A 20,562-nucleotide genomic window follows, 5' to 3' on the forward strand; every position below is an offset into this window, starting at 1 on the left:
GTATACACCTGTTCTACTGTTATGGCTTCTCCGATCGAGAGTATTCTGAAGAAGGTTGTTGAAGGCGATGAAAAGGCGTTTGCCCAATTGTACAATAAGTACCGCAAACCCACGCTGCGCTTCTGCACGTCCATCCTGAAAGATGAGGACGAAGCCGAGAACATGCTTCATGAGGTGTTTATCAAAATCTGGGAGCGGCGCGCGCAGATCAACCCCGAGCGGAACTTTCATTCCTACCTCTTTACCTGCCTCCGGAACATGGCGTTCGATTACCTCAAGGAGATGGACAAAAACCATCAGCTGCGGCAGCAGTACCTCGAGCGCATGGAGTCCTACCGGGAAGACGACCGGGAGGAAGAAGAAAAGCAACTGGCCCGCCTCCGCCAGGCGGTCAACGGCCTTTCCGAAAAAAGAAAGCGCATTCTGTTGCTGAGCGTACACGAAGGCCGTTCGTATCAGGAAATTGCCGAAATGCTGCGTATCTCCAAGAATACGGTTAAGAACCAGCTGGTTAAGGCAAAGCACCTGCTTCGCGAGCGTATGAGCGTACAGGCGGTCTGAGTAGTCTGCAAAAATATTTATCGCTGCGATAGTCTTTCCCGGAGGGGTTGCCGTACAATAGGTGGTTATCCAACGAGCGAGATATGCCGAACCATCGCAGCGAATATCTGATTGACAAGCTATTGAAGAACGAGCTGTCGGAAGAGGAGCTGAAGGAACTGATAGCTGGATTAGATAAAGAAGAATACCGACTCCACTACTCGGCTATTCTGGAGAAGTACTTTGATTGGCTCATCGAGCAGGAAAAACCAAAGGATTACCTCAGTCATTACCATCGCAACACCTTCCATTTGAAGTTACATCCTGGCTGCTATTACAATTGGAAGCGGCACGTCGCCGCAATTGGCTGACACGCCGCGTATAGCAGACAGGGCATGAAAAGTTAACTGTCAATACAGAGCAGTTGCCTGCTTTCCCCTCCCGGTTATGCGGATTTCCGGGCGGAAACGGAAGGTCGGGCGATCAGTCAACACATTCTGAACAAAACCATCGGGTCGCTTATCTCCCCTTTCTGCCGGAAAGGGCGCCAGTCGCTTATTGTCTCATTTTCACCCTCCAATCGATCATAACCTAAGAATACACACCACTCAAAACAGTCTATGGGACCTATTTCTACCTTTAACGTATGGCTGCGAAAGTACTGCCTCCTGATGGCAGCGGTACTCTTCTGTACCTATGCATCGGCGCAGCAAGGCAGGCGCATTACCGGGCGGATATCCGTTTCGACCGACGGCTCACCCGTACAGGGCGCCAGTATTCTGGTGAAGGGAACCCGTATCGGGACCTCTTCCGATCACAACGGGAACTATGCCCTGACGATCTCGGGCAATGATCCCGTCCTCGTTATTTCTGCAGTAGGTTACAAGGCGCAGGAGGTCAGTGTGGGTAACAAGAGCGTGGTAGACGCCACCCTGGAAGAAAGCAGTGAAACATTGAAGGAAGCGGTTGTCACAGCGCTTGGTATTCAGCGGGACAAACGCTCGCTCGGGTACGCCGTTGGCGAAGTACAGGGCAAGGATATCAGCCGGGTAGCGCAGGAAAACGTCCTGAACTCGCTCGCAGGTAAAGTAGCCGGCGTACAGATCAGCAGCACGGGTCCTTCCGGATCATCGGTCAGCATGATCATCCGCGGCGCGAAATCCCTGAGCAGCGATAATCAGCCGCTGTTTGTCGTCGACGGTGTACCTATTAATAACTCCCTCAACAACGTTGGCCAGATCGGCGCGGACAACCGCGTGGATTATGGTAACGCCATGTCGGATATCAACCCGGAAGACGTCGAAAGCGTCTCGATCCTCAAAGGCCCCAGTGCAGCGGCCCTGTATGGTTCACGCGCGGGCAACGGGGTAGTACTCATCACGACCAAGAGCGGTTCGAAGGTGCAGAAAATGACGGTTTCGGTGACGTCCAATACGGTATTCGACAAACCCTTCAAATTCCTGAAGATGTCGAGCCGGTTTGCAACGGGCGTGCTGCCGTTTACGCCGGATTCAAACCCGTATCCCGGCGGTGTTCTGCAAATTGACGAAGGCAGCGCCGGTGGCGTCGGCCCCGAACTGGACAAAGGCTACAAGGCGATTCAGTGGGACAGCCCGGTTGACGCCAACGGTAACAAAATTCCAACGCCGCTGGTCTCTCACCCGAACAACATCAGAGATTTCGTACAGACGGGAATCACGTCGACCAACGGTATTTCCATCGCCAACAACAACGACAAGGTTACGTATCGCCTGTCGTATGCAAACATGTCGAGCCGCGGGATCGTCCCGAGTTCTGACCTGTTCAAGAATACCCTGGCGGTCAGCTCTACCCTTCGTGTCAACAAGAAGCTGACGGTCAGCACCAACCTCGACTTCAGCCGGAGCAACTCCAACAACCGCCCGGCGCAGGAACGCGGTACAAACCCGCTGCAGTGGGCATACGCGGTAGGATCGCACATCGATATCAACAAGCTGCGGAACTACTGGGTGCCGGGCAAGGAAGGTCTTCAGCAGCTTTCCCAAAGCATCGGAAACTACAACAACCCGTTCTTCCTCGCCAACGAAGTGAAGAATGCCTTCACGCGGGACCGGGTTTTCGGAAACGTAAAGGCCGAATGGCAGATTACGCCGGAAATCAAGTTGATGGGTCGCTATGCACTCGATACGTATAACGAAACACGGGAAACGAAGATCGGTTACAGTTATACCAGCGAGCCGAAGGGTGCCTATGGTATCTCTGCGCTGAAACGGTATGAGCGTAACGCGGATTTCCTGGCGACGTACGACAAGCATTTCAACGACCTGAGCGTACTCGTGTCTGTCGGTGGAAACAACCGCTATTCGGAAAGTTCAGACATCACCACGAAGAGCAAGGACAAAACCGGACTCGTTATCCCGGGGCTGTATACCATTCAAAACATTGCTCAGGCCAATATCCAGTACACCAACTACGTGTACAAAAAGGCGATTTACAGTGCGTACGGAACCATTAACCTGGGCTATCGGGACATGATTTACCTCGACCTGACCGCCCGCAATGACTGGTCGAGTACACTGCCCGTCAACAACCGCTCGTACTTCTACCCCTCGGCATCGTTGAGCGTGCTGATCAACGAGATGGTCCGGATGAACAACGTCAACCTCTTCAAGGTACGTGCCGGTGCGGCGCAGGTGGGGAACGACGCCAACCCGTATTCCCTCTTCGCTACCCTGCAGGACGCCGGTTCCTGGAACGGAATTACCCGTCTGACCAAGTCCGGAGGTATTTTGCTGCCGGACCTGAAGCCGGAACTCGCGACGTCGTATGAAGTAGGCGTTGACCTGAATATGTTCCGGAACCGTCTCCGGTTTGCGGGAACGTACTATACCTCAGACAACCGCAACCAGATTATTCCGACGCAGCTCCCGTCTTCAACGGGCTTTACGACCAAGAATATCAATGCCGGTCTGCTCGAAAGCCGTGGTATCGAACTCTCGCTGGGTGGAACAGTTCTCGATCAGAACGGCCTCCGGTGGGATCTGACGACGAACTTCACCAAGAACATCACCCGGATCAAAGAACTGGCCGACGGTCTGCCGTACTATACCCTCTGGACAGATGCCAAAGGCGGCGCCTGGACATATGTAGGCGACAAGGTAGGCGATATCTACGATGCCCAGGTAATCACGGTAACGGACAAGAACTCTCCGTACTATGGCTACCCGATCCTCGACAACGACGGTTCCTGGCAGAATACCAGTGCGGTCAACTCGAAGAACAAGATCGGGAACTTCAACCCGGACTTCATGCTCGGCCTGCAGAACTCCCTTTCGTATAAAGGATTCACGCTTAACTTCTCGCTCGACTGGCGGAAAGGCGGACAGTTTGTTTCACAGACCTACCGCTACATGGAGTCGGATCTGCGGTCACAGCGTTTCCTGGATAACCTGATCAACCCCGGCGGGCGTACAGGCGACCAAGTGGCGAACTACCTCAAATCCAACCCGGAGCAGCTGATCAAGATCCACGGCAACTTCTTCCCGATCGTAGGTGGTCCGACGGCCGATTACGGCGGCTTCCCGTACGAGTTTGGCGGAAAGAGCTACCCATACGGCGTATTCAACCCGGGTGTCATTGCCAAGTATGATGGCAGCGGAAATATCATCGGATACACTGAAAACCTTGGCGGCACCGGAACAAAAATCATTCCTTACGGCGACAACTATCCCTGGGATTTCACCCGTGCAGCAACATTCGACGCCGATTTCATTAAACTGCGCGAAATTTCTCTCGGCTATGAACTGCCGTCCAAATTCGTGAAGGCAATCGGTATCCAAAGCGCCAACTTCGCTGTCTACAGCCGCAACATCATTCTCTGGACGAAAGCGAAAATCAACATCGACCCCGAAATGGCATTTCAGCCGCAGACATCTGCCCAGGCCGGAACCCAGTTCAAGCAGGGTATCGAACGGTACAACGTCACACCGTGGGTGATCCCGGTCGGATTTAAACTTGGTCTCACGTTCTAACGAACTATAGAAAGCATTTCACTCATGAATCTCTTACGCAAGAAGAACGCTACGTTTCTTGTTCTGCTTGGCTCTCTGTTTGTTACGTCCTGTAAAGACCTGACGAAACTGAACGAGAACCCGAACGGTGTCCAGCCGGATGTCGTAAACCCTAACCTGGTGATGCCCTCCGTCCTGACGGAATCGGCCAAGGCGTTTGTTAACCTCGGCTTCCAGGATATTGCCGGCGTTGTGCAGCACACGCAGAAAGATGCCTGGTTCAGCGGCCACAACGATTACGACTGGGGTGGCGACCAAAGCTGGACGACGTACTATGACATCCTGAAGAACAACGACCTCGTGTATCAGCGGGCGGTAGCGCAGAACATGGAGTTTCAGCAGGGAGTAGCCCTGGTGATGAAGTCCTTGATGTTTGGTCTGGTGACGGACCTTTGGGGAGACGCTCCGTATACCTCTGCACTCAAAGGCGAGCTGGGCGGTACCGCCAATGTCCTGCCGAAATACGACGACCAGCAGTCGGTATACACCGGTATCCTGGCCGATCTCGAAAAAGCCAATACCCTGCTGTCGAAACCGAAAAGCGCCTATTCCAGTATTGTGGAAAGCGTAGACGTTTTCTATGCCGGCGACCCGACCAAATGGCGGAAACTGGCAAACTCTCTCCGCCTGCGTTACTACATGCGGATTTCGTCCAAGCTTCCGGACGTAGCCAAAGCCGGAATTGAGAAAATTGTCTCCGACGCAGCCAACAACCCGGTTATTTCAGAAGCAGCCGACGACGCAACAATGGCCTATGTAGGTAACAACGCCGGCGATTCCTGGCCGTCGACGACTGTATACGACGTCAGCGGCAGTAACTACCGCCGGATCAAAATGTGTACGACGCTCCTGAAAGCGATGCAGCCGACGAGCGACCCCCGCCTGGCTCTCTGGGCGAAAAAGGTCGAAATTCCCCTCGTGGTGGATGCGTCTCTTCCTGCCGGTACGGACAAAATCGTGAATGGCGTTCGCTACTTCTCTCCGGACAAAGTAGGCAGCACGCCTATCGACACTGATCCGAATTACGTAGGGTTGCCGCCGAGCGTATCGCAACTTCCGTCTGCATATAACTTCAACCCGACGCCTGGGCAAACGTCGTATAACCCGCACGTTTCCTACATCAACGAAATCTATACAAAGGCTTCCGGCGGTATCCTGAAAGCCCGTATGGTTTCGGCGGCGGAAGTACATTTCATCCTGGCCGAAGCAGCCCTCAAAGGCTGGGCGGCCGGCGACGCCAAAACGCACTACGAGCAGGCGATCAAAGCATCGCTGACGGCGTGGGGTGTAGGTGGAAACTACGACGCGTTCATCGCACAGAAAGGCGTAGCATACGACAAGACGCTGGAGCAGATCATGACCCAGAAGTGGATTGCTTCCTGGACCAACGCGACGGAAGCCTGGTTTGACTACCGCCGCACGGGCCTCCCGGCGCTCGCTGCCGGGCCGGTCGCCAAGCGGAAAGCGCTGCCCCTGCGTTTCTACTACATGCGCGATGAAGTGAACCTCAACAAAACCAACGCCGCTGCGGCATTGGACAAGCTGGAAACAACGGCCAACTCCCAGTCGGACGGAAAGAACAGCGCCTGGTCCAAGACCTGGCTGGTACAGGGCACCGGTAAACCCTGGTAAAAGACATTACCCCACACCTTGAAAAGGGGGGTGAGCCTCGTGCTTATCCCCCCTTCTTTCTGTATGAGAAACACCATTTTTCTGCTTTGCGGGCTGTTTCTGTCATTTTCGGGGATGGCGCAGTCGTTTCGGGCCGGTGCTGCTGTCCGGAACATTACGCCGGATCCGCTGCTGCCTGTTTCGGGTGGAATCGGTACGCCGAAAAAAGCGATTGAGAAAAAAGGCGAACTGTCGGTCCGGGCTCTGGTGCTGGAAAAGGGAGCGGTAAGAATAGCCATTGTGGGTATCGATAACCTGGGCTGGCCGGCCGCACTCGGTAACAAATCCCGGGCCCTGATCAAAAGCGTGGCGCCGGCGAATGTGCTCATCGGCGCGTCGCATACGCACAGCGGCCCGGATGCCTATGGTTTCCCGAATGAAAAAGGCGAAAATTTTGCCGACCTGAAGTACCTCGACCGCTGCGTCCGGCTCATCGCGGAGGCCGTCGAGGAGGCGGCCCGCAAACTCGAACCGGCGACGCTCAAAACGGCCGTCGGCGAAGCAAAAGGGCAGATTGCCTACAACTACTACGCACCCCAGTTGTATGACCCTCGGTGCGGGATCATCCAGGCGATCAGTACTGCCGGAAAACCAATAGCCACGCTGGTAAACTATGCCATCCACCCCGAAATCATCGGCTCGGGACGGGGAATACTGAGCCCGGATTTATGCGGGCCGCTGTACGACCGCATTGAAGCCAAGACCGGAGGTATTGCCCTGTTTATCAACGGCGCACAGGGTGGAATGGTCACCGCCGATAACCGCCGGGATACCGGCGAAGCCAACGACTGGGCCGAATGTACACGCATCGGCGAGCTGCTGGCCGACGAGGCTTTGCGGATCGTCGCAACTGCCCCGGAACAAACCGATCCGGGCTTGTATTGTGTGGCGGAAAAGACGACCTTCCCGGTAGAGTCGGAGATCATGCGGTATATTATTCAGAAGTCGCCGCTCGGGTTTTCGCTCGAAAACGGAAACAGGGTTTCCGCGCAGGTCAACCTGCTCAATATCGGCACCGCCCAGGTACTGACCGTTCCGGGAGAAGCGCTTCCGAATGTCGGCTACTTTGTCAAGCGGCATATGCATACGAAAACGCCGTTTTTGTTCGGGTTGACGAACGATGCCTTCGGCTACATGCTCAGCCGGGTGGATTTCAATAGCTTTAAACGATACGAATACGTCAGCCGGACCAGTCTGGGCGAGAATACCGCTGAGATTTACATGGACGAGGTCCTGAAGCTGATCGAAAAGAGTCCGTCGCCCGACGGGTATCCCAGGTAACGCACTTCATCTCTGAATACAACTTCTAAAAACCAGCTATCTCCATGAAATCCTTGATTGCCAAGCTACTATCGGCGGTTGTCGTCGTTTTTTTCTCGTTTACCGTCCCGCAGGAAACTACGCCTGAGACGGCGCTCGAAAGCTATCTCCACAACGGAGACAAGTCTTTCGCCTGGGAAGTGAAGGAAACCATCTCTTTCCCCGGCGGCAAGGCGTATGATATTCTCCTGACGTCCCAGCAATGGCGGGAGCATACCTGGCGCCACCAGCTGACGGTTATCGTACCCGACGAAAACAAACACGACGGTGCCCTGCTCTTCATCACCGGCGGTTCGGTGAAGGAAGGCCAGCCCAACTGGTCGAATACCAAAAAAGACGACATGATCCGGGCACTTGGAATGATTGCCCTGAAGAACAAGGCGATCGTCGCGCAGGTACGTCAAACACCCAACCAGCCGCTCTACGGCGACCGCACCGAAGACGCCCTGATTTCCTATACCCTTCACCAGTTCAAAAACGATGGAGACTATTCCTGGCCGCTGCTTTTCCCGATGGTGAAAAGTGCGGTCCGTGCCATGGATGCCATTCAGGCATTGGGAAAGGAAACACTTCACCACGACATCAACCGGTTTGTTGTCTCCGGCGCTTCCAAGCGCGGCTGGACGACCTGGCTGACCGGCGCAAATGATCCGCGGGTAGCAGCCATTGCCCCGATGGTGATCGACGTGCTGAACATGCCTGTCAACCTCGACTACCAGATGAAAGCCTGGAACGAATACAGCCCGCAGATCCAGGACTATGTCAGCCTCGAAATTCCGCAGACGGTACACAGCCCGAAAGGCGATGCGATTACCAAAATGATCGATCCGTACTCGTACCGGCAGAAGCTGACGATGCCCAAGATGATTTTCATGGGGACGAACGACGAGTACTGGACCGTTGACGCCATCAAGCATTACTACGACCAGATTCCGGGTAAAAACCTGATTCACTACGTTCCGAATGTCGGCCACAACCTGGGCGACAAGCGCCAGGCGCTGGAGGCATTGAGTGCGTTCTTTGGTTTTACGCTGAACAATCGCCCGTATCCGGCCTGCGAGTGGAGCGTCAAAACCCGGAAAAAGAAAGTAAAAGTATCCGTGAAGGCTACGGCCGACCTGCTGGAGGAAGCCATTGTCTGGTCGGCCAGCTCCCGTGACATGCATTTCGACAAGGCCAAATGGGAAGGCCGCAGCCTCGATGTCAAAGGAAAGGATGTGGTGAAAGTGGAGGAGGAACTACCCAAAATGGGCTTCCGCGCCTTCTACATCGACCTCAAATATAAAGATCCGAACGGCGGGACCTACGTTCAGAGTACCCGGATGTTTCTGACAGACAAAAACGAACTCAAACTGCACTAAACACACCGGCCGGAACTTTTCCGGCCGTTTTTTTCATGAAACGTACTCCTCTGCTGCTGGCGGCCTGCCTGCTGTCCGCCGGCCTGGCTTCTGCCCAGCTCCGCGAACTCAAAAAAACCTTTGCCCGTCCCGAATACGTGCTCGTGGCGTCTCACCGCGCACTGCACAACCAGCATCCCGAAAACTCGCTTCCGGCCTTCCGGGCAGCGGTGGATGCAGGAATTGACATCATCGAAACCGATGTGAAAGTGACGAAAGACGGCGTGCCCGTTCTCATGCACGACCGCACTATCAACCGCACCACTACCGGTACCGGCGACCCCGAAAACTATACGCTGGCGGAGCTCAGGCAGTTTCACCTCAAGGTCGGGGATAAGGTGACCTCCGAAAAAATTCCCACGCTCGAAGAAGCGCTGAACGTGACAAAAGGCCGTGCATACGTGGATTTGGATATCAAAACTGACAAGATTGAACCGGTACTGGCCGTGATCCGGAAGACGGGTACCATTGGCGAAGTCTTCTTTTTTGACGACGATTTTCAGATGCTGTCGAAGATCGACCAAGCCGACAAAAAGTACATGATCATGCCGAGGGCGCATTCGTATGCCTCTGCCGACTCTGCGCTGGCGCTTTTCAAGCCGGAGATTGTCCACATCGATTTCGATTTTTACGACCGGAAAGTTACCGGCCTCATCCGCCGGAAAAAAGCGCGGGTATGGATCAACGCCCTCGGCGAGCCGGACCGGGCACTGCGCGCCGGCAAAACGACAGAGGCACTGGACAAGCTTCTGGCCAACGGCGCCAACGTCATCCAGACCGACGAACCGGCGCTCCTGCTCAAACTTCTGAAGGAAAAAGGCCTCCATCCCTAGCGCATGCGACGACTCGCTGGTTTTCTGCTGTTGCTGGCCTGCCCGGCGTTTGCACAGGATCCCTCCCTCGATGAGAAAAGCAACGCCTTCCTGAACCGGCAGGCGGCGGAACTACTGACGGAAATCGACCGTACGGCGCAAACCTGCCCGCCGCAATGGCCCGAGCCACGGGAACGGTACCTGAGTTTACTGCTGTTTGACGGCCTCCTGCATGATCGGTACGCGGCTTTCCGTCCGCCGGTTCAGGCATTTTTTCAACGCCGGATTACGCGGGTGGCGGAGGAGCTGGAAAAGCCGTTTTCGGGAAAAGGCGCCCGTATCTGGCACCTGTACAATATGGCGTTTATCGTCCGGACCGCCGGTGCCACCATCGCCTTTGATCTGGTCAGCGGCAGCAGCTCCGGTTCGGCGTCCTTTGCCCTGCCACCGGAACTCATGGCCCGGCTTGTCCGGCAGTGCGACGCCCTGTTTATCAGCCATTGGCACAAAGACCATATAGACAAGGCCATAGCCCGCCGCTTTCTGGCTGAAGGAAAGCCGGTCGTCTCGCCGGAACAGGTATGGAAGGGCGAAAGCCTGGCCGACTCGGTTACCCACCTCGCCCGCGACGCCTCCCGGGTGCATGAATTGCCGGTTTCGAGAGGCCGGAAGCTGCGCGTGGTGATTTTTCCGGGACATCAGATGAAGAGTACCGAAAACAACGTGACGCTCGTCACCACGCCCGAAGGACTTTCCTTCTGCCAGATGGGTGACCAGATCAACGAGGGAAACTTCACGCCGGATTATGCCTGGATCGACGAAGTATGGAAACAGCACAAAGTCGATGTACTCATGCCCCCCTGCTGGACCAATGAAATAGAACGTATTGTGAAGGGATTCCGCCCGAAACTCGTCATTCCCGGGCATCAGAATGAATTGGGACATCCGGTCGACGACCGCGTACCCTACTGGGGCGACTCCTCTTTTCTGGGCCTGACCTATCCCCAATTAAAAAAATCGGCCTACCCCCTGGTTACGCTGACCTGGGGCGAGTCGGTCCGCTATCCGTTGAAACGATGAAGAAATTTTTCCTGCCGATACTGGCGCTGGCAGCTTTTTCGTGCCGGAATACTCCTCCGGCTACCGTCAAAGACGTCATGGACGGTTTTGTAACCCGCCTCTACAAAGACTTTACCCCCGCCCAGCTCGATACCCTGTCGCATCCGCTGGCGTTGCTTTCCGGCGACGAAAAGGAAGTACTCGCGACGAAGTACCTGACGTTCGAAACGAACGTCCCGGTCGTGGTTTCCCTCATGCGTGATCAGGCGCAGAAAACCGTCCCGTTCTGGCTTGCGGAAAGTGGTTTCCGGAAAACGGCCCTGACCGTCCGGAACGAGGAATATACCTACGAAGTCTGGCAGAAAGCCTTCCCCGCAGGGAAAATCGGACTGGGGATCAACGGGTTCGACAAACACCGGCCGGTCTATTTCATCAGCGTCGCGCCCGAAAGGACGGAAGATAAGCTGACCGTTTCCCATGTCTGGCCGGAAAGCCAGACGCTTTCGGTACTCCGGAAAGGCGCGTTTACGTACCATGACTGGGACGACCTGGCGCTGACCGAAGTACCGGCGGCGCTCGACGGCCAGGTACTCTTTCAAACCATCCGCGGGCGGGCGCGTGAAGCACATGTGGTGGGTGCTTTCCGTACCACGCCGACGCCTTCATCCGTCATTCCGGATCAACTGCTTCTGACCTGGAGCGGCGACCCGAAAACCACGATGGATGTACAGTGGCGCACCGCTCCAGGGATAGCGAAGAGCCAGGTGCAGTACTGGATGGGAAAAGATACGCTGACGGCGCCGGCAGCGGCTTTCCGGATGGAAGACCGTCTGCTCCGGAACGACCGCTACGTCAACCGGTTTACGGCCTCTCTGAAGGGCCTGGTACCCGGCACGACCTATGGCTACCGGGTAGGAGATGAGGCGACGGGCTGGTCTCCCGTCAGCTCTTTTCAGACCGAAAAAGCGGAACCGGCGCCTTTTTCCTATGTCTGGTTCGGAGATACGCACAAATCGCCGCAGTGGGGTGAAATGGCCCGGAAATCGCTGGAACGGCATCCGGATATCTCGTTTTACAACATCGCCGGAGACCTGGTCAGTACCGGCCTGCACCGGGATGAATGGGATGAATTTTTCCGGAATTCCGGTACCATCTTCCGCTCAAAACCCCTCATGCCGATACCGGGCAACCACGATAGCCAGGACGGCCTCGGCGCGTGGATGTACGAGGAGATGTTCAGTCTCCCGAAAAACGGCCCGGCCCGGCAGCCGGCAGAGCGGACGTACGCCTATACGTATCAGAATGCCCTGTACCTGATGATCGACGCGACGCTTCCGCTCGAAAACCAGACAGCCTGGATACGGGAGCAGTTGAAAAATACCAAAGCGACCTGGAAATTCGTGTACTTCCATTTTCCTCCATACAATTACGAAGAAGACTATTCGCATATCCGGAAGGAATGGTGTACCGTGTTCGACGAGTACGGGGTAGATATGGTCATGGGTGGCCATGTGCATTACTACATGCGTACGAAACCCATGAAGGCGGAAAAGCCGGACCCGAAAGGGACGATATACCTGATTTCAGTGGGAATACCGGCCGACCATCCGCATATGACGGCGGAAGACTATGCCGTTGTCCGGGATCCCAAAGGCTGGGTCTATCAACACGTGGAAATCGACGGAAATAAGCTGCATTACCGCTGCTTCGACAAAGACGGCAACCTGAAAGACGAACTGAACCTGACGAAGTAGCCCTTCTGTGTATCCTGTGCTTTCTGTGAGAAATAGATTTTGGGGTTTCTCACAGAAAGCACAGAATACACAGAAAATTACTCCCTGCCCTATGCCCTATGCCCCCTGCTCTTCCCCCAGTCCCGGTACCCATACACCGACAAACCCAGGTAAACAACATACAGGAAGGCCGTCCAGTACAGATTTTTATAGATATACATACCGACGTAAATCACGTCGACGCCAATCCAGAGAATCCAGTTTTCGAGGTACTTACGCCCGAGCATCCACTGCGCGATGAGGCTTACGGCCGTCGTAAACGAATCTACCAGCGGAATACTCGCGTCCGTAAACCGGTGTAGAACCCAGGACAACGAGCCGGTACCTGCTACGCACAGGCCAACCAGCCCGGGAATCCAGCGTGATGGTACCCGGCTGACCGGCAATACCGTCCGTCCTTTCCCACCGTAAAGCCACTGCCAAAGCCCGTAAACGCTCAACAGGCCAAAGATGACCTGCAACCCCATGTCGGCGTAAAGCTTCGCTTCCAGGAAAATGACGGCATAGATCGTCACGCTGACGATGCTCCAGAACCACCCCCAAACATTCTGCCGGGTATTGTACCAGACACAGACCATGCCGGTGATCACGCCCGACAGCTCCAGCGCATTTGTTTTCAGGTAGGTCCAAAAGACGTCCATAGTCGCAATTCAATCGGTAAATTTTGCTGAACTTTGCCGGCGGCAGAACCGTTTTCCAACGGTCAAGTATACCTCGTCAATCCGGAAAATCCCGAGAATGACGGGGATTATTGTGTGTTATGCGGGAAGAAACGCCCTTTTCCCGCCCCTCTGCAGAACCATATGCTGATAAAAGATCTTCTTACGCTCTACCGGAACGACGCCTTCGTGCGGCTGATCGGCGAGCGCCTGAAAAGCGACCGGCCCGACGATTATCACCTTCAGATCAAAGGCCTGACAGGTAGCCTCGACGCCGTTTTGGCCGCAGCGCTCTTCCTCAACGAGCCGAAACAAACGCTGTATGTCCTGAGTGATAAGGAAGAGGCGGCTTATTTCTACAACGATTTACAGAACATGGTGGGAGAGGACTCCGTTCTTCTCTTCCCGATGTCGTATAAAAAGCCGTACGAGTACGAAGAAATAGACAACGCGAACGTATTGATGCGGTCGGAGGTACTCAACCGCCTCAATGATAAAGCGGGCAACGTACTCATTGTCTCCTATCCGGAAGCGCTCAGCGAGCGGGTTATCAACCGCCGGTCGCTGGTTCAGAATACCTTCACGGTGTCGGTAGGAGAGAAGGTCGATACTTCTTTCCTGTCAGAATTCCTGATTAGTCAGGATTTTGAGCAAACGGATTTCGTGTATGAAGCAGGCCAGTTTGCGGTTCGCGGCGGTATCATCGACGTTTACAGCTATGCCAACGAATACCCCTACCGCATCGATCTGTTCGGGAATGAAGTGGAATCCATCCGGACGTTTGATCCGGATACCCAGCTGTCGAAGGAATCGGTTTCCCGGATCAATGTCATTCCTGACGTCCAGACGAAACTGGTCAAAGAAAGCCGGGAGCCATTTCTGAGCTTCTTCCAGGAAGGTACCCGGCTGTGGTTCAAGGATGTCGAGCTGACGCTGGAGCTGATTGGTATCTGCTTCGAGAAAGTAGAGCAGAGCTTCCAGGAAATCCTCGCGCGTAGCGGCGGTATTCAGATCGTGCAGGAACCTTCGCAGCTGTTCGAAACCCGGCGGGCGTTTCTCAACCAGATCAAGGACTTTCCGAGTATGGAATTCGGCCGGCGGTTTTATTTCAAAGGTACGGGAGACGCGGCCGAAATGCGGATCAACTACGCCTCCAAGCCCCAGCCGAGTTTCAACAAGGATTTCAACCGCCTCATCGAAACCCTGCACGAGCAGCAGTACCGCGGATATACCAACATCATCGTTGCCGAAACCCAGAAACAGCTCGAACGCCTCAATACGATCGTCGGCGAGTCGGACGATACCGTTCGTTTTCAGGGCGTGAATATGTCCCTGCGGGAAGGGTTCATCGACGACACGCTCAAAGTTGCCTGCTTTACCGATCACCAGATCTTCGACCGTTTTTACCGGTATAAAGTCAAGGATAAGTACACCAAATCGAAGGCGCTGACGCTCCGGGAGCTGAAAACGCTGTCGCCCGGCGACTTTGTAACTCACATCGATTACGGCATCGGCCGCTTCGCCGGTCTGGTCAAGATCGATGTCGGCGGAAACGATCAGGAAGGTATCCGGCTGATTTTCAGAGATAACGATACCGTTCTGATCAACGTACAAAGCCTTCACAAAATCGCAAAATACACCGGGAAAGAAGGTACCCAGCCCAGTTTGAGCAAGCTGGGCTCGCCCGAATGGGAGAACAAAAAGGCAAAAGTGAAGCGGCAGGTGAAAGATATTGCCGCCGAGCTGATCCAGCTCTATGCCAAACGGAAGTTCGCGCCGGGCTATGCCTATTCCCGGGATACCTTTCTCCAGGCAGAGCTGGAGTCTTCGTTTTTGTATGAAGACACGCCGGATCAGGCTAAATCAACGGCTGATGTCAAGGAAGACATGGAGAAACCGCACCCGATGGATCGACTTGTCTGCGGCGACGTAGGCTTCGGAAAAACGGAAGTAGCGATGCGGGCGGCGTTTAAGGCGGCGTGCGATAATAAGCAGGTGGCGGTACTCGTCCCGACGACCGTCCTCGCCATGCAACACTACCGTACCTTCCGGGACCGGTTTGAGCGGTTTCCCGTCAAGGTCGAGTACATCAACCGGTTCAAAACCACCCAGCAGATTAAGGAAACCCTCAAACGGGTGGAATCGGGAGAAACGAGTATCCTCATCGGAACACACCGGATTGTAGGAAAAGATGTGAAGTTCAAGGACCTCGGGTTGCTGATCGTGGACGAAGAGCAGAAATTTGGCGTGAAGGTGAAGGACCGGCTGAAGGAAATGAAGCTGAATGTCGACGTGCTGACGCTGACGGCGACGCCCATTCCGCGAACGCTGCACTTCTCGCTCATGGGCGCGCGGGATCTCTCGGTTATTGCCACACCGCCGCCCAACCGGCAGCCGGTGACGACAGAGCTGATGGTCTTCGATGAAATCAAAATCCGGGACGCCGTCATGCGTGAAATGAAGCGCGGGGGCCAGGTTTTCTTCGTACACAACCGCATCGGCGACCTCGAAACCCTCGGAAACATGATCCTGAAGCTCATTCCGGATGCCAAGATCGGCATCGCGCACGGGCAGATGGACGGCGACCGCCTCGAAAAGGTCATGATGAAGTTTATCGAGGGAGAGTATGATGTGCTGATATCTACCAACATCATCGAAGCCGGGCTCGATATTCCGAATGCCAATACGATTCTGATCAACCATGCGCATTTGTTCGGGTTGAGCGATTTGCACCAGATGCGGGGGCGCGTCGGCCGGTCCAATAAAAAGGCCTATTGCTACCTGCTTACCCCGGCGCTGTCGCTGCTCACCACCGATTCCCGGAAACGCCTGCAGGCGCTGGAAGAATTCACCGACCTGGGCGACGGGTTCAAGGTAGCCATGCGGGACCTCGATATCCGCGGCGCCGGAAACCTCCTGGGAGCGGAGCAGAGCGGATTTATCAACGACCTGGGCTTCGAAACGTACCACAAAATCCTCGACGAGGCGGTGCAGGAACTCAAGGAAAACGAGTTTAAGGACCTCTTCGCGGACGAGCTGGCCAAGGCGGCAAACAACCTGCGCGTTGAATGCCAGATTGAGACCGACCTGCCCGTCCTCATTCCCGAAAATTACGTATCTAACATATCCGAACGCCTGAGTTTGTACAACCGCCTGGATAGTCTCAAGGACGAAGCCGAGCTGCTGAAATTCCGGGAGGAAATCACCGACCGGTTCGGTCCGGTGCCACAGGAAGTGGGCGATCTGATCGGACTCGTCCGCGTCAGGTGGAAAGCCGAGCAGATCGGATTCGAAAAATTGACCCTGAAACAAAATACGTTGAAGGGAACATTCGTTTCTGGGGAGCATGAGGCCTATTATCAGTCGGACCGGTTTGGCCGCGTCCTGGACTTCGTGAAAGGGAATCCCCGGAAAGTATCGCTCAAGGATATCAAGGGGAAATTGCAGTTACTGGCTGATAATCTGATGAGTGTGGGCGATCTGGACGCGTTGCTGAGCCAGATGGTCCCAGCCTGACGATTCATAAACGAGTATAGTAGCGTATAAAATAAATAGGTATTCCGGCCGTTTTTTCAGACCGGCTAAGAGGAATGGGGTTCCGGAAACAGGGAATTCCATTTAAAACTCTATTTTTGCAGGATTCTGGTAACGCTGATCAAGAAGGTATTCCAAAACAATTACTAGCAATGATGAAAATTGCGTCGAAGTCGGTTGTGTATGCGCTTGCCTCTGTGGCATTGCTGACGGCGTGTTCGAAGAACAAACGCCCGGACAGTGCCCACATCGGGAAGAGCAGTACGGCAACAGGTATTGCGTACAATGCCAAAGACGGATTCAAGACCCCGAAAAGTTTTAAAGGACAACCCACCGGTCCGAACCTTGTGTATATCGAAGGCGGACGGTTTACGATGGGTACGCTGGAGGAAGACGTAGCGGGTCTGCACGACAACGTCGAGCGGACCGTCACGGTGCAATCCTTCTTCATGGATGAGACCGAAATCGCGAATGTGCACTACCTGGAATACCTTTATGCCATTCAGCGGGATTCAACCCAGGAGGTTTACGAAGCTGCTCTGCCCGATACCACGGTATGGGCCGGCGAAATGGCCTTTAACGATACCTACGTGGATCAGTACCTCCGGTACCCGGGCTTCCGGATGTATCCGGTGGTAGGTGTTTCCTGGGTGCAGGCACAGGATTACTCTGCCTGGCGGACCCAGGCAGTAAACGCCGACCTCGCCCGCAAGGCAACCACCGGCGGCAGCTCCAAGAAAAAAGGCAAGAAGGGCGAAGCCCAGGCTGAAGTAGCTCAGACGCAGTATACCGGCGGCCGCGCAGCGATCGAAACGGGTTATGTATTGCCCGACTACCGCCTGCCGACGGAAGCCGAGTGGGAATATGCCGCTAAAGCATTAATCGGTACGCAGTACCTCGACGAAAACCAGTCCAATCAGCGGATTTATCCCTGGGATGGCTCCTCGATGCGGAAAAGCACCGGTCGTAAGAAAGGGATGATGCTCGCCAACTATAAGCGGGGCCGCGGCGACTATGCGGGTATCGCTGGTAAGTCGAACGACGGCGCCATCATTACCGACGAAGTATTCTCCTACCCCCCGAACGACTTCGGTCTTTACAACATGGCCGGAAACGTAAATGAGTGGGTATGGGACGTATACCGTCCGACGACGTTCCAAACCTTCAGCGACCTCAACCCGGTACGCCGGAACGGTTTCCTGGATGACGAAAAGAACTACGACAAGAAAGACAACAACTCCCTGATCGATAACCGTGCACGCGTGTACAAGGGTGGTTCCTGGGCCGACGTATCTTACTGGCTCTCTCCCGGAACGCGCCGTTACATGGATCAGGACTCGTCTACCGCTACCATCGGCTTCCGTTGCTCGATGATCGCCTCCGGACGGAAAAGATAAGTTAAATTCCAGTTTAGTAAGTGAAAATAAGCCGTCTGCCTGGACGGCTTATTTTTTTGCCCATAGGCGAAATAAGGCAGGTCACAGACCGGAATGACGGTGCAAAATTCAGCCTTCGGGAGAAAGAAAAACAGCAGGTGAAACATCCGTTTCACCTGCTGAAGAAAGGGGTTACTTGTGAAAGGGGAAAACCCAAAGGCCGTTTCTGCGCCGTCGAAGAGGCCCTCAATATACCTTCTCAAGCTTGTCGACAAAATCACGGAACTGCCGCGCCGGTATAAACTGTGGTTGGGTTCGATAAGAAAGCACAATGAACACCAGCAGCAGGGAAATCAGAAAGGCCTGCAGAATGACGATCAGGAAGGAAACAACCAGATAGCTTGTCCAGCCCGGGATGGATGTATTCGTAAAAAACTTCAGGTAAAACAGCAGCCCGATGCTGAAAACCGACGCGACGACCATTATCACGCAGAACAGGACCAGCCGGACGGCGGTCGTCTCAATCAGGACCGACACGGCACTCAGCCCGTGTAGTACCAGCGACACAAAGTTCATCTTGGACTCGCCTGCCAGCCGGCGACCGCGTTCGAGCGGGACAGCTGTATAGGGTAGCCTCGACCGGATGACTCCGCCAGGGTAGTTGTTCCAGATTTCGGAAATGTGGGCGAGCTTGCGGAGCTGAGCGGCAGGTACGAAACTGAAGTTGCCAAATGTGATGACCTTACCCGTCAGCAGCCGGAACATGGATTTATAAATGGCATAGAACAGCCGGAAGACCAGGCTTTCCTGGCGCTTGGCCCGGTGTGCGAAAACTACGTGGCCCGGTTTTTCGAATCCGCGTTGGACGAGATGTGGAATATCCTCGGGACGGTCTTCGCCGTCAGAATCCATCACGATCACAGGGTATTGGTCCGGTTGATCGGCCAGGTAAGCCAGTCCGAGCGCAATCGCCTTCTGGTGCCCGACATTCCGGTATAGCCGCAGAATGGACAGCGATTGCCCGATGCCGGAAGGCAACGTGTCATAATTGACAGCCGAGCAATCGTCCACGATCAGGAAGGCAAGCCGGCTGAGCAGTGTCGGTTCGGTAACCGCCCGAATACGTTCCAGAAGCAACGCTACGGCCGGCCAATCATTAAAAAGGGGAATTACTACATGTATGCGCTCCGGCAGCGAAGGGGTGGTTTTCTCCAACTTGATGGGTGGTTATTTCAGCAAAAATAGAGGATTATCCTATAAAACGGCGAGAGGAGTTGAGGCAGCGGTGCGATGCCCCGGATGTATTTCGCAGAAGGGGTCAAATAAACCCGTCGGGTTACTGAACTACGTTGCGGGAGGGGTCGGAAGGGGACAAAGGTACTTCCGGCGTTTCATATTCCCATTTGAATTTCCGCCGAGGTTCAGCTGAATCACGGGTTGGAAAAGGACAGATTAGCCCTTGCCGGGACGGCTTATTTTTTTGCCAGTACGTCGCCACACCTGGCTCCCGCGGCTCAATTTCACGGCTTGGGGACGGGTTTCCGGAAAGGCTTGTGTTCCTTTGGTGCCTCTATCCAACTGAAACCGCCTATGATCTCCAACTGGCCCTGGTTCTTTCTGAACCTGCTGCTGATCGGCCTCTGGGTCGTCGCCATTATCCGGTATCTGATAAAGAAGAAAAAAGCCTGAGGCTGCCGGATTTCCCCATTTCCCTGTTCCCGCTTTCATAAAGGCATAAAAAAACGTCTCCGGTCACCCGGAGACGTTTTCCAAAGGATATATCCCTCTGACTTACACGCGGAAGTGAGAGAAAGCCTTGTTTGCTTCGGCCATCCGGTGCGTGTCGTCTTTCTTCTTGACAGCAGCACCTTCGCCCTTGGCAGCAGCGATGATTTCGCCGGCGAGGCGCTCTACCATGGTCTTTTCGTTACGGCCACGAGCATACTTGATCAGCCATTTCATGCCTACAGACTGCTTACGATCGGGACGTACTTCGGTCGGAACCTGGAAGGTCGCACCACCTACACGGCGGCTCTTTACTTCTACGGCAGGCATTACGTTGTTCAATGCTTTCTTGAAGGTCTCAAGGGCATTTTCTTTCGTGCGGTTCTCAACGAGTTCGAGCGCGCCGTAGAAAATGTTGTAAGCAGTGGACTTCTTGCCCTCGTACATGAGGTTGTTGACAAACTTGGTTACCAGGGTCTCCTTGAATTTAGGATCCGGCAACACATACCGTTTTTTGGGTTTCGCCTTACGCATGTTACGTTTGAATGGTTATGAGAACGCGTCGCTTCTGCCCGTAACAGTGGCTTACTGCATTCTCGGTTGGGATAGTGTCAGGCAATCCGC

Annotated in this window: 14 protein-coding genes; 11 read left to right on the plus strand and 3 right to left on the minus strand. The window is 54.6% G+C overall.

Annotated elements, in window-relative coordinates:
• Window positions 1–21: 21 nt before the first annotated feature.
• The 9 genes from BLR09_RS08630 to BLR09_RS08670 all read left to right on the plus strand — a co-directional run bounded on the left by BLR09_RS08630 (window position 22) and on the right by BLR09_RS08670 (window position 12,605).
• Window positions 22–561 (plus strand): RNA polymerase sigma factor, encoded by a 540-nt coding sequence (locus BLR09_RS08630; RefSeq protein WP_093200498.1) that lies wholly within the window; start codon window positions 22–24, stop codon window positions 559–561.
• Between the two features lie 83 nt (window positions 562–644).
• Window positions 645–911, plus strand: coding sequence for a hypothetical protein (locus BLR09_RS08635; protein WP_143011064.1), 267 nt, complete (start codon window positions 645–647; stop codon window positions 909–911).
• Window positions 912–1,160: 249 nt separating this feature from the next.
• Window positions 1,161–4,550, plus strand: coding sequence for a SusC/RagA family TonB-linked outer membrane protein (locus BLR09_RS08640; protein WP_093200503.1), 3,390 nt, complete (start codon window positions 1,161–1,163; stop codon window positions 4,548–4,550).
• A gap of 24 nt (window positions 4,551–4,574) precedes the next feature.
• Window positions 4,575–6,221 carry a SusD/RagB family nutrient-binding outer membrane lipoprotein gene (locus tag BLR09_RS08645; protein ID WP_093200506.1) on the plus strand — a complete coding sequence of 549 codons (1,647 nt, stop codon included), beginning with the start codon at window positions 4,575–4,577 and terminating at the stop codon, window positions 6,219–6,221.
• 63 nt (window positions 6,222–6,284) lie between these two features.
• Window positions 6,285–7,541 carry a hypothetical protein gene (locus BLR09_RS08650; RefSeq protein WP_093200508.1) on the plus strand — a complete coding sequence of 419 codons (1,257 nt, stop codon included), beginning with the start codon at window positions 6,285–6,287 and terminating at the stop codon, window positions 7,539–7,541.
• Between the two features lie 44 nt (window positions 7,542–7,585).
• Entirely contained in the window at window positions 7,586–8,941 is a 1,356-nt protein-coding gene (locus BLR09_RS08655; protein WP_093200511.1) for a PhoPQ-activated pathogenicity-related family protein, read from the plus strand.
• A 35-nt stretch (window positions 8,942–8,976) separates the two neighbouring features.
• Window positions 8,977–9,813, plus strand: a complete 837-nt coding sequence (locus BLR09_RS08660) for a glycerophosphodiester phosphodiesterase family protein (protein ID WP_093200513.1) — start codon at window positions 8,977–8,979, stop codon at window positions 9,811–9,813.
• Window positions 9,814–9,816: 3 nt separating this feature from the next.
• Window positions 9,817–10,872: an MBL fold metallo-hydrolase gene (locus BLR09_RS08665; RefSeq protein ID WP_143011065.1), complete on the plus strand. Its 1,056-nt coding sequence runs from the start codon at window positions 9,817–9,819 to the stop codon at window positions 10,870–10,872.
• Complete coding sequence (locus BLR09_RS08670) at window positions 10,869–12,605, plus strand: purple acid phosphatase family protein (RefSeq protein WP_093200518.1); 1,737 nt, start codon at window positions 10,869–10,871, stop codon at window positions 12,603–12,605. Before BLR09_RS08665 ends, BLR09_RS08670 begins: the two co-directional genes overlap by 4 nt.
• An 89-nt stretch (window positions 12,606–12,694) precedes the next feature.
• Here the strand turns inward: BLR09_RS08670 and pnuC are convergent, their stop codons facing one another.
• Window positions 12,695–13,285, minus strand: coding sequence for a nicotinamide riboside transporter PnuC (pnuC, locus tag BLR09_RS08675; protein WP_093200521.1), 591 nt, complete (start codon window positions 13,283–13,285; stop codon window positions 12,695–12,697).
• Window positions 13,286–13,447: 162 nt separating this feature from the next.
• Between pnuC and mfd the strand changes: the two genes are divergently transcribed.
• Window positions 13,448–16,819, plus strand: coding sequence for a transcription-repair coupling factor (mfd, locus tag BLR09_RS08680; RefSeq protein ID WP_093201402.1), 3,372 nt, complete (start codon window positions 13,448–13,450; stop codon window positions 16,817–16,819).
• Window positions 16,820–16,989: 170 nt separating this feature from the next.
• Window positions 16,990–18,234, plus strand: coding sequence for a gliding motility lipoprotein GldJ (gene gldJ / locus BLR09_RS08685; protein WP_093200523.1), 1,245 nt, complete (start codon window positions 16,990–16,992; stop codon window positions 18,232–18,234).
• A 225-nt stretch (window positions 18,235–18,459) separates the two neighbouring features.
• Here the strand turns inward: gldJ and BLR09_RS08690 are convergent, their stop codons facing one another.
• Window positions 18,460–19,428: a glycosyltransferase gene (locus tag BLR09_RS08690; RefSeq protein ID WP_176785495.1), complete on the minus strand. Its 969-nt coding sequence runs from the start codon at window positions 19,426–19,428 to the stop codon at window positions 18,460–18,462.
• A 576-nt stretch (window positions 19,429–20,004) separates the two neighbouring features.
• Window positions 20,005–20,472, minus strand: coding sequence for a 30S ribosomal protein S7 (gene rpsG / locus BLR09_RS08700; RefSeq protein ID WP_093200529.1), 468 nt, complete (start codon window positions 20,470–20,472; stop codon window positions 20,005–20,007).
• Window positions 20,473–20,562 lie beyond the last annotated feature (90 nt).

The organism is Siphonobacter aquaeclarae, assembly GCF_900103285.1.
Taxonomy (GTDB): Bacteria; Bacteroidota; Bacteroidia; order Cytophagales; family Spirosomataceae; genus Siphonobacter; species Siphonobacter aquaeclarae.

Bases quoted from the DNA above. Each gene is read 5' to 3' on its own strand.
- BLR09_RS08655 (WP_093200511.1), top strand. From the start codon at position 7,586: ATGAAATCCTTGATTGCCAAGCTACTATCGGCGGTTGTCGTCGTTTTT.
- BLR09_RS08665 (WP_143011065.1), top strand. From the start codon at position 9,817: ATGCGACGACTCGCTGGTTTTCTGCTGTTGCTGGCCTGCCCGGCGTTT.
- BLR09_RS08645 (WP_093200506.1), top strand. From the start codon at position 4,575: ATGAATCTCTTACGCAAGAAGAACGCTACGTTTCTTGTTCTGCTTGGC.
- BLR09_RS08630 (WP_093200498.1), top strand. From the start codon at position 22: ATGGCTTCTCCGATCGAGAGTATTCTGAAGAAGGTTGTTGAAGGCGAT.
- pnuC (WP_093200521.1), bottom strand. From the start codon at position 13,285: ATGGACGTCTTTTGGACCTACCTGAAAACAAATGCGCTGGAGCTGTCG.
- BLR09_RS08650 (WP_093200508.1), top strand. From the start codon at position 6,285: ATGAGAAACACCATTTTTCTGCTTTGCGGGCTGTTTCTGTCATTTTCG.
- gldJ (WP_093200523.1), top strand. From the start codon at position 16,990: ATGATGAAAATTGCGTCGAAGTCGGTTGTGTATGCGCTTGCCTCTGTG.
- BLR09_RS08670 (WP_093200518.1), top strand. From the start codon at position 10,869: ATGAAGAAATTTTTCCTGCCGATACTGGCGCTGGCAGCTTTTTCGTGC.
- BLR09_RS08635 (WP_143011064.1), top strand. From the start codon at position 645: ATGCCGAACCATCGCAGCGAATATCTGATTGACAAGCTATTGAAGAAC.
- BLR09_RS08640 (WP_093200503.1), top strand. From the start codon at position 1,161: ATGGGACCTATTTCTACCTTTAACGTATGGCTGCGAAAGTACTGCCTC.
- mfd (WP_093201402.1), top strand. From the start codon at position 13,448: ATGCTGATAAAAGATCTTCTTACGCTCTACCGGAACGACGCCTTCGTG.
- BLR09_RS08660 (WP_093200513.1), top strand. From the start codon at position 8,977: ATGAAACGTACTCCTCTGCTGCTGGCGGCCTGCCTGCTGTCCGCCGGC.
- rpsG (WP_093200529.1), bottom strand. From the start codon at position 20,472: ATGCGTAAGGCGAAACCCAAAAAACGGTATGTGTTGCCGGATCCTAAA.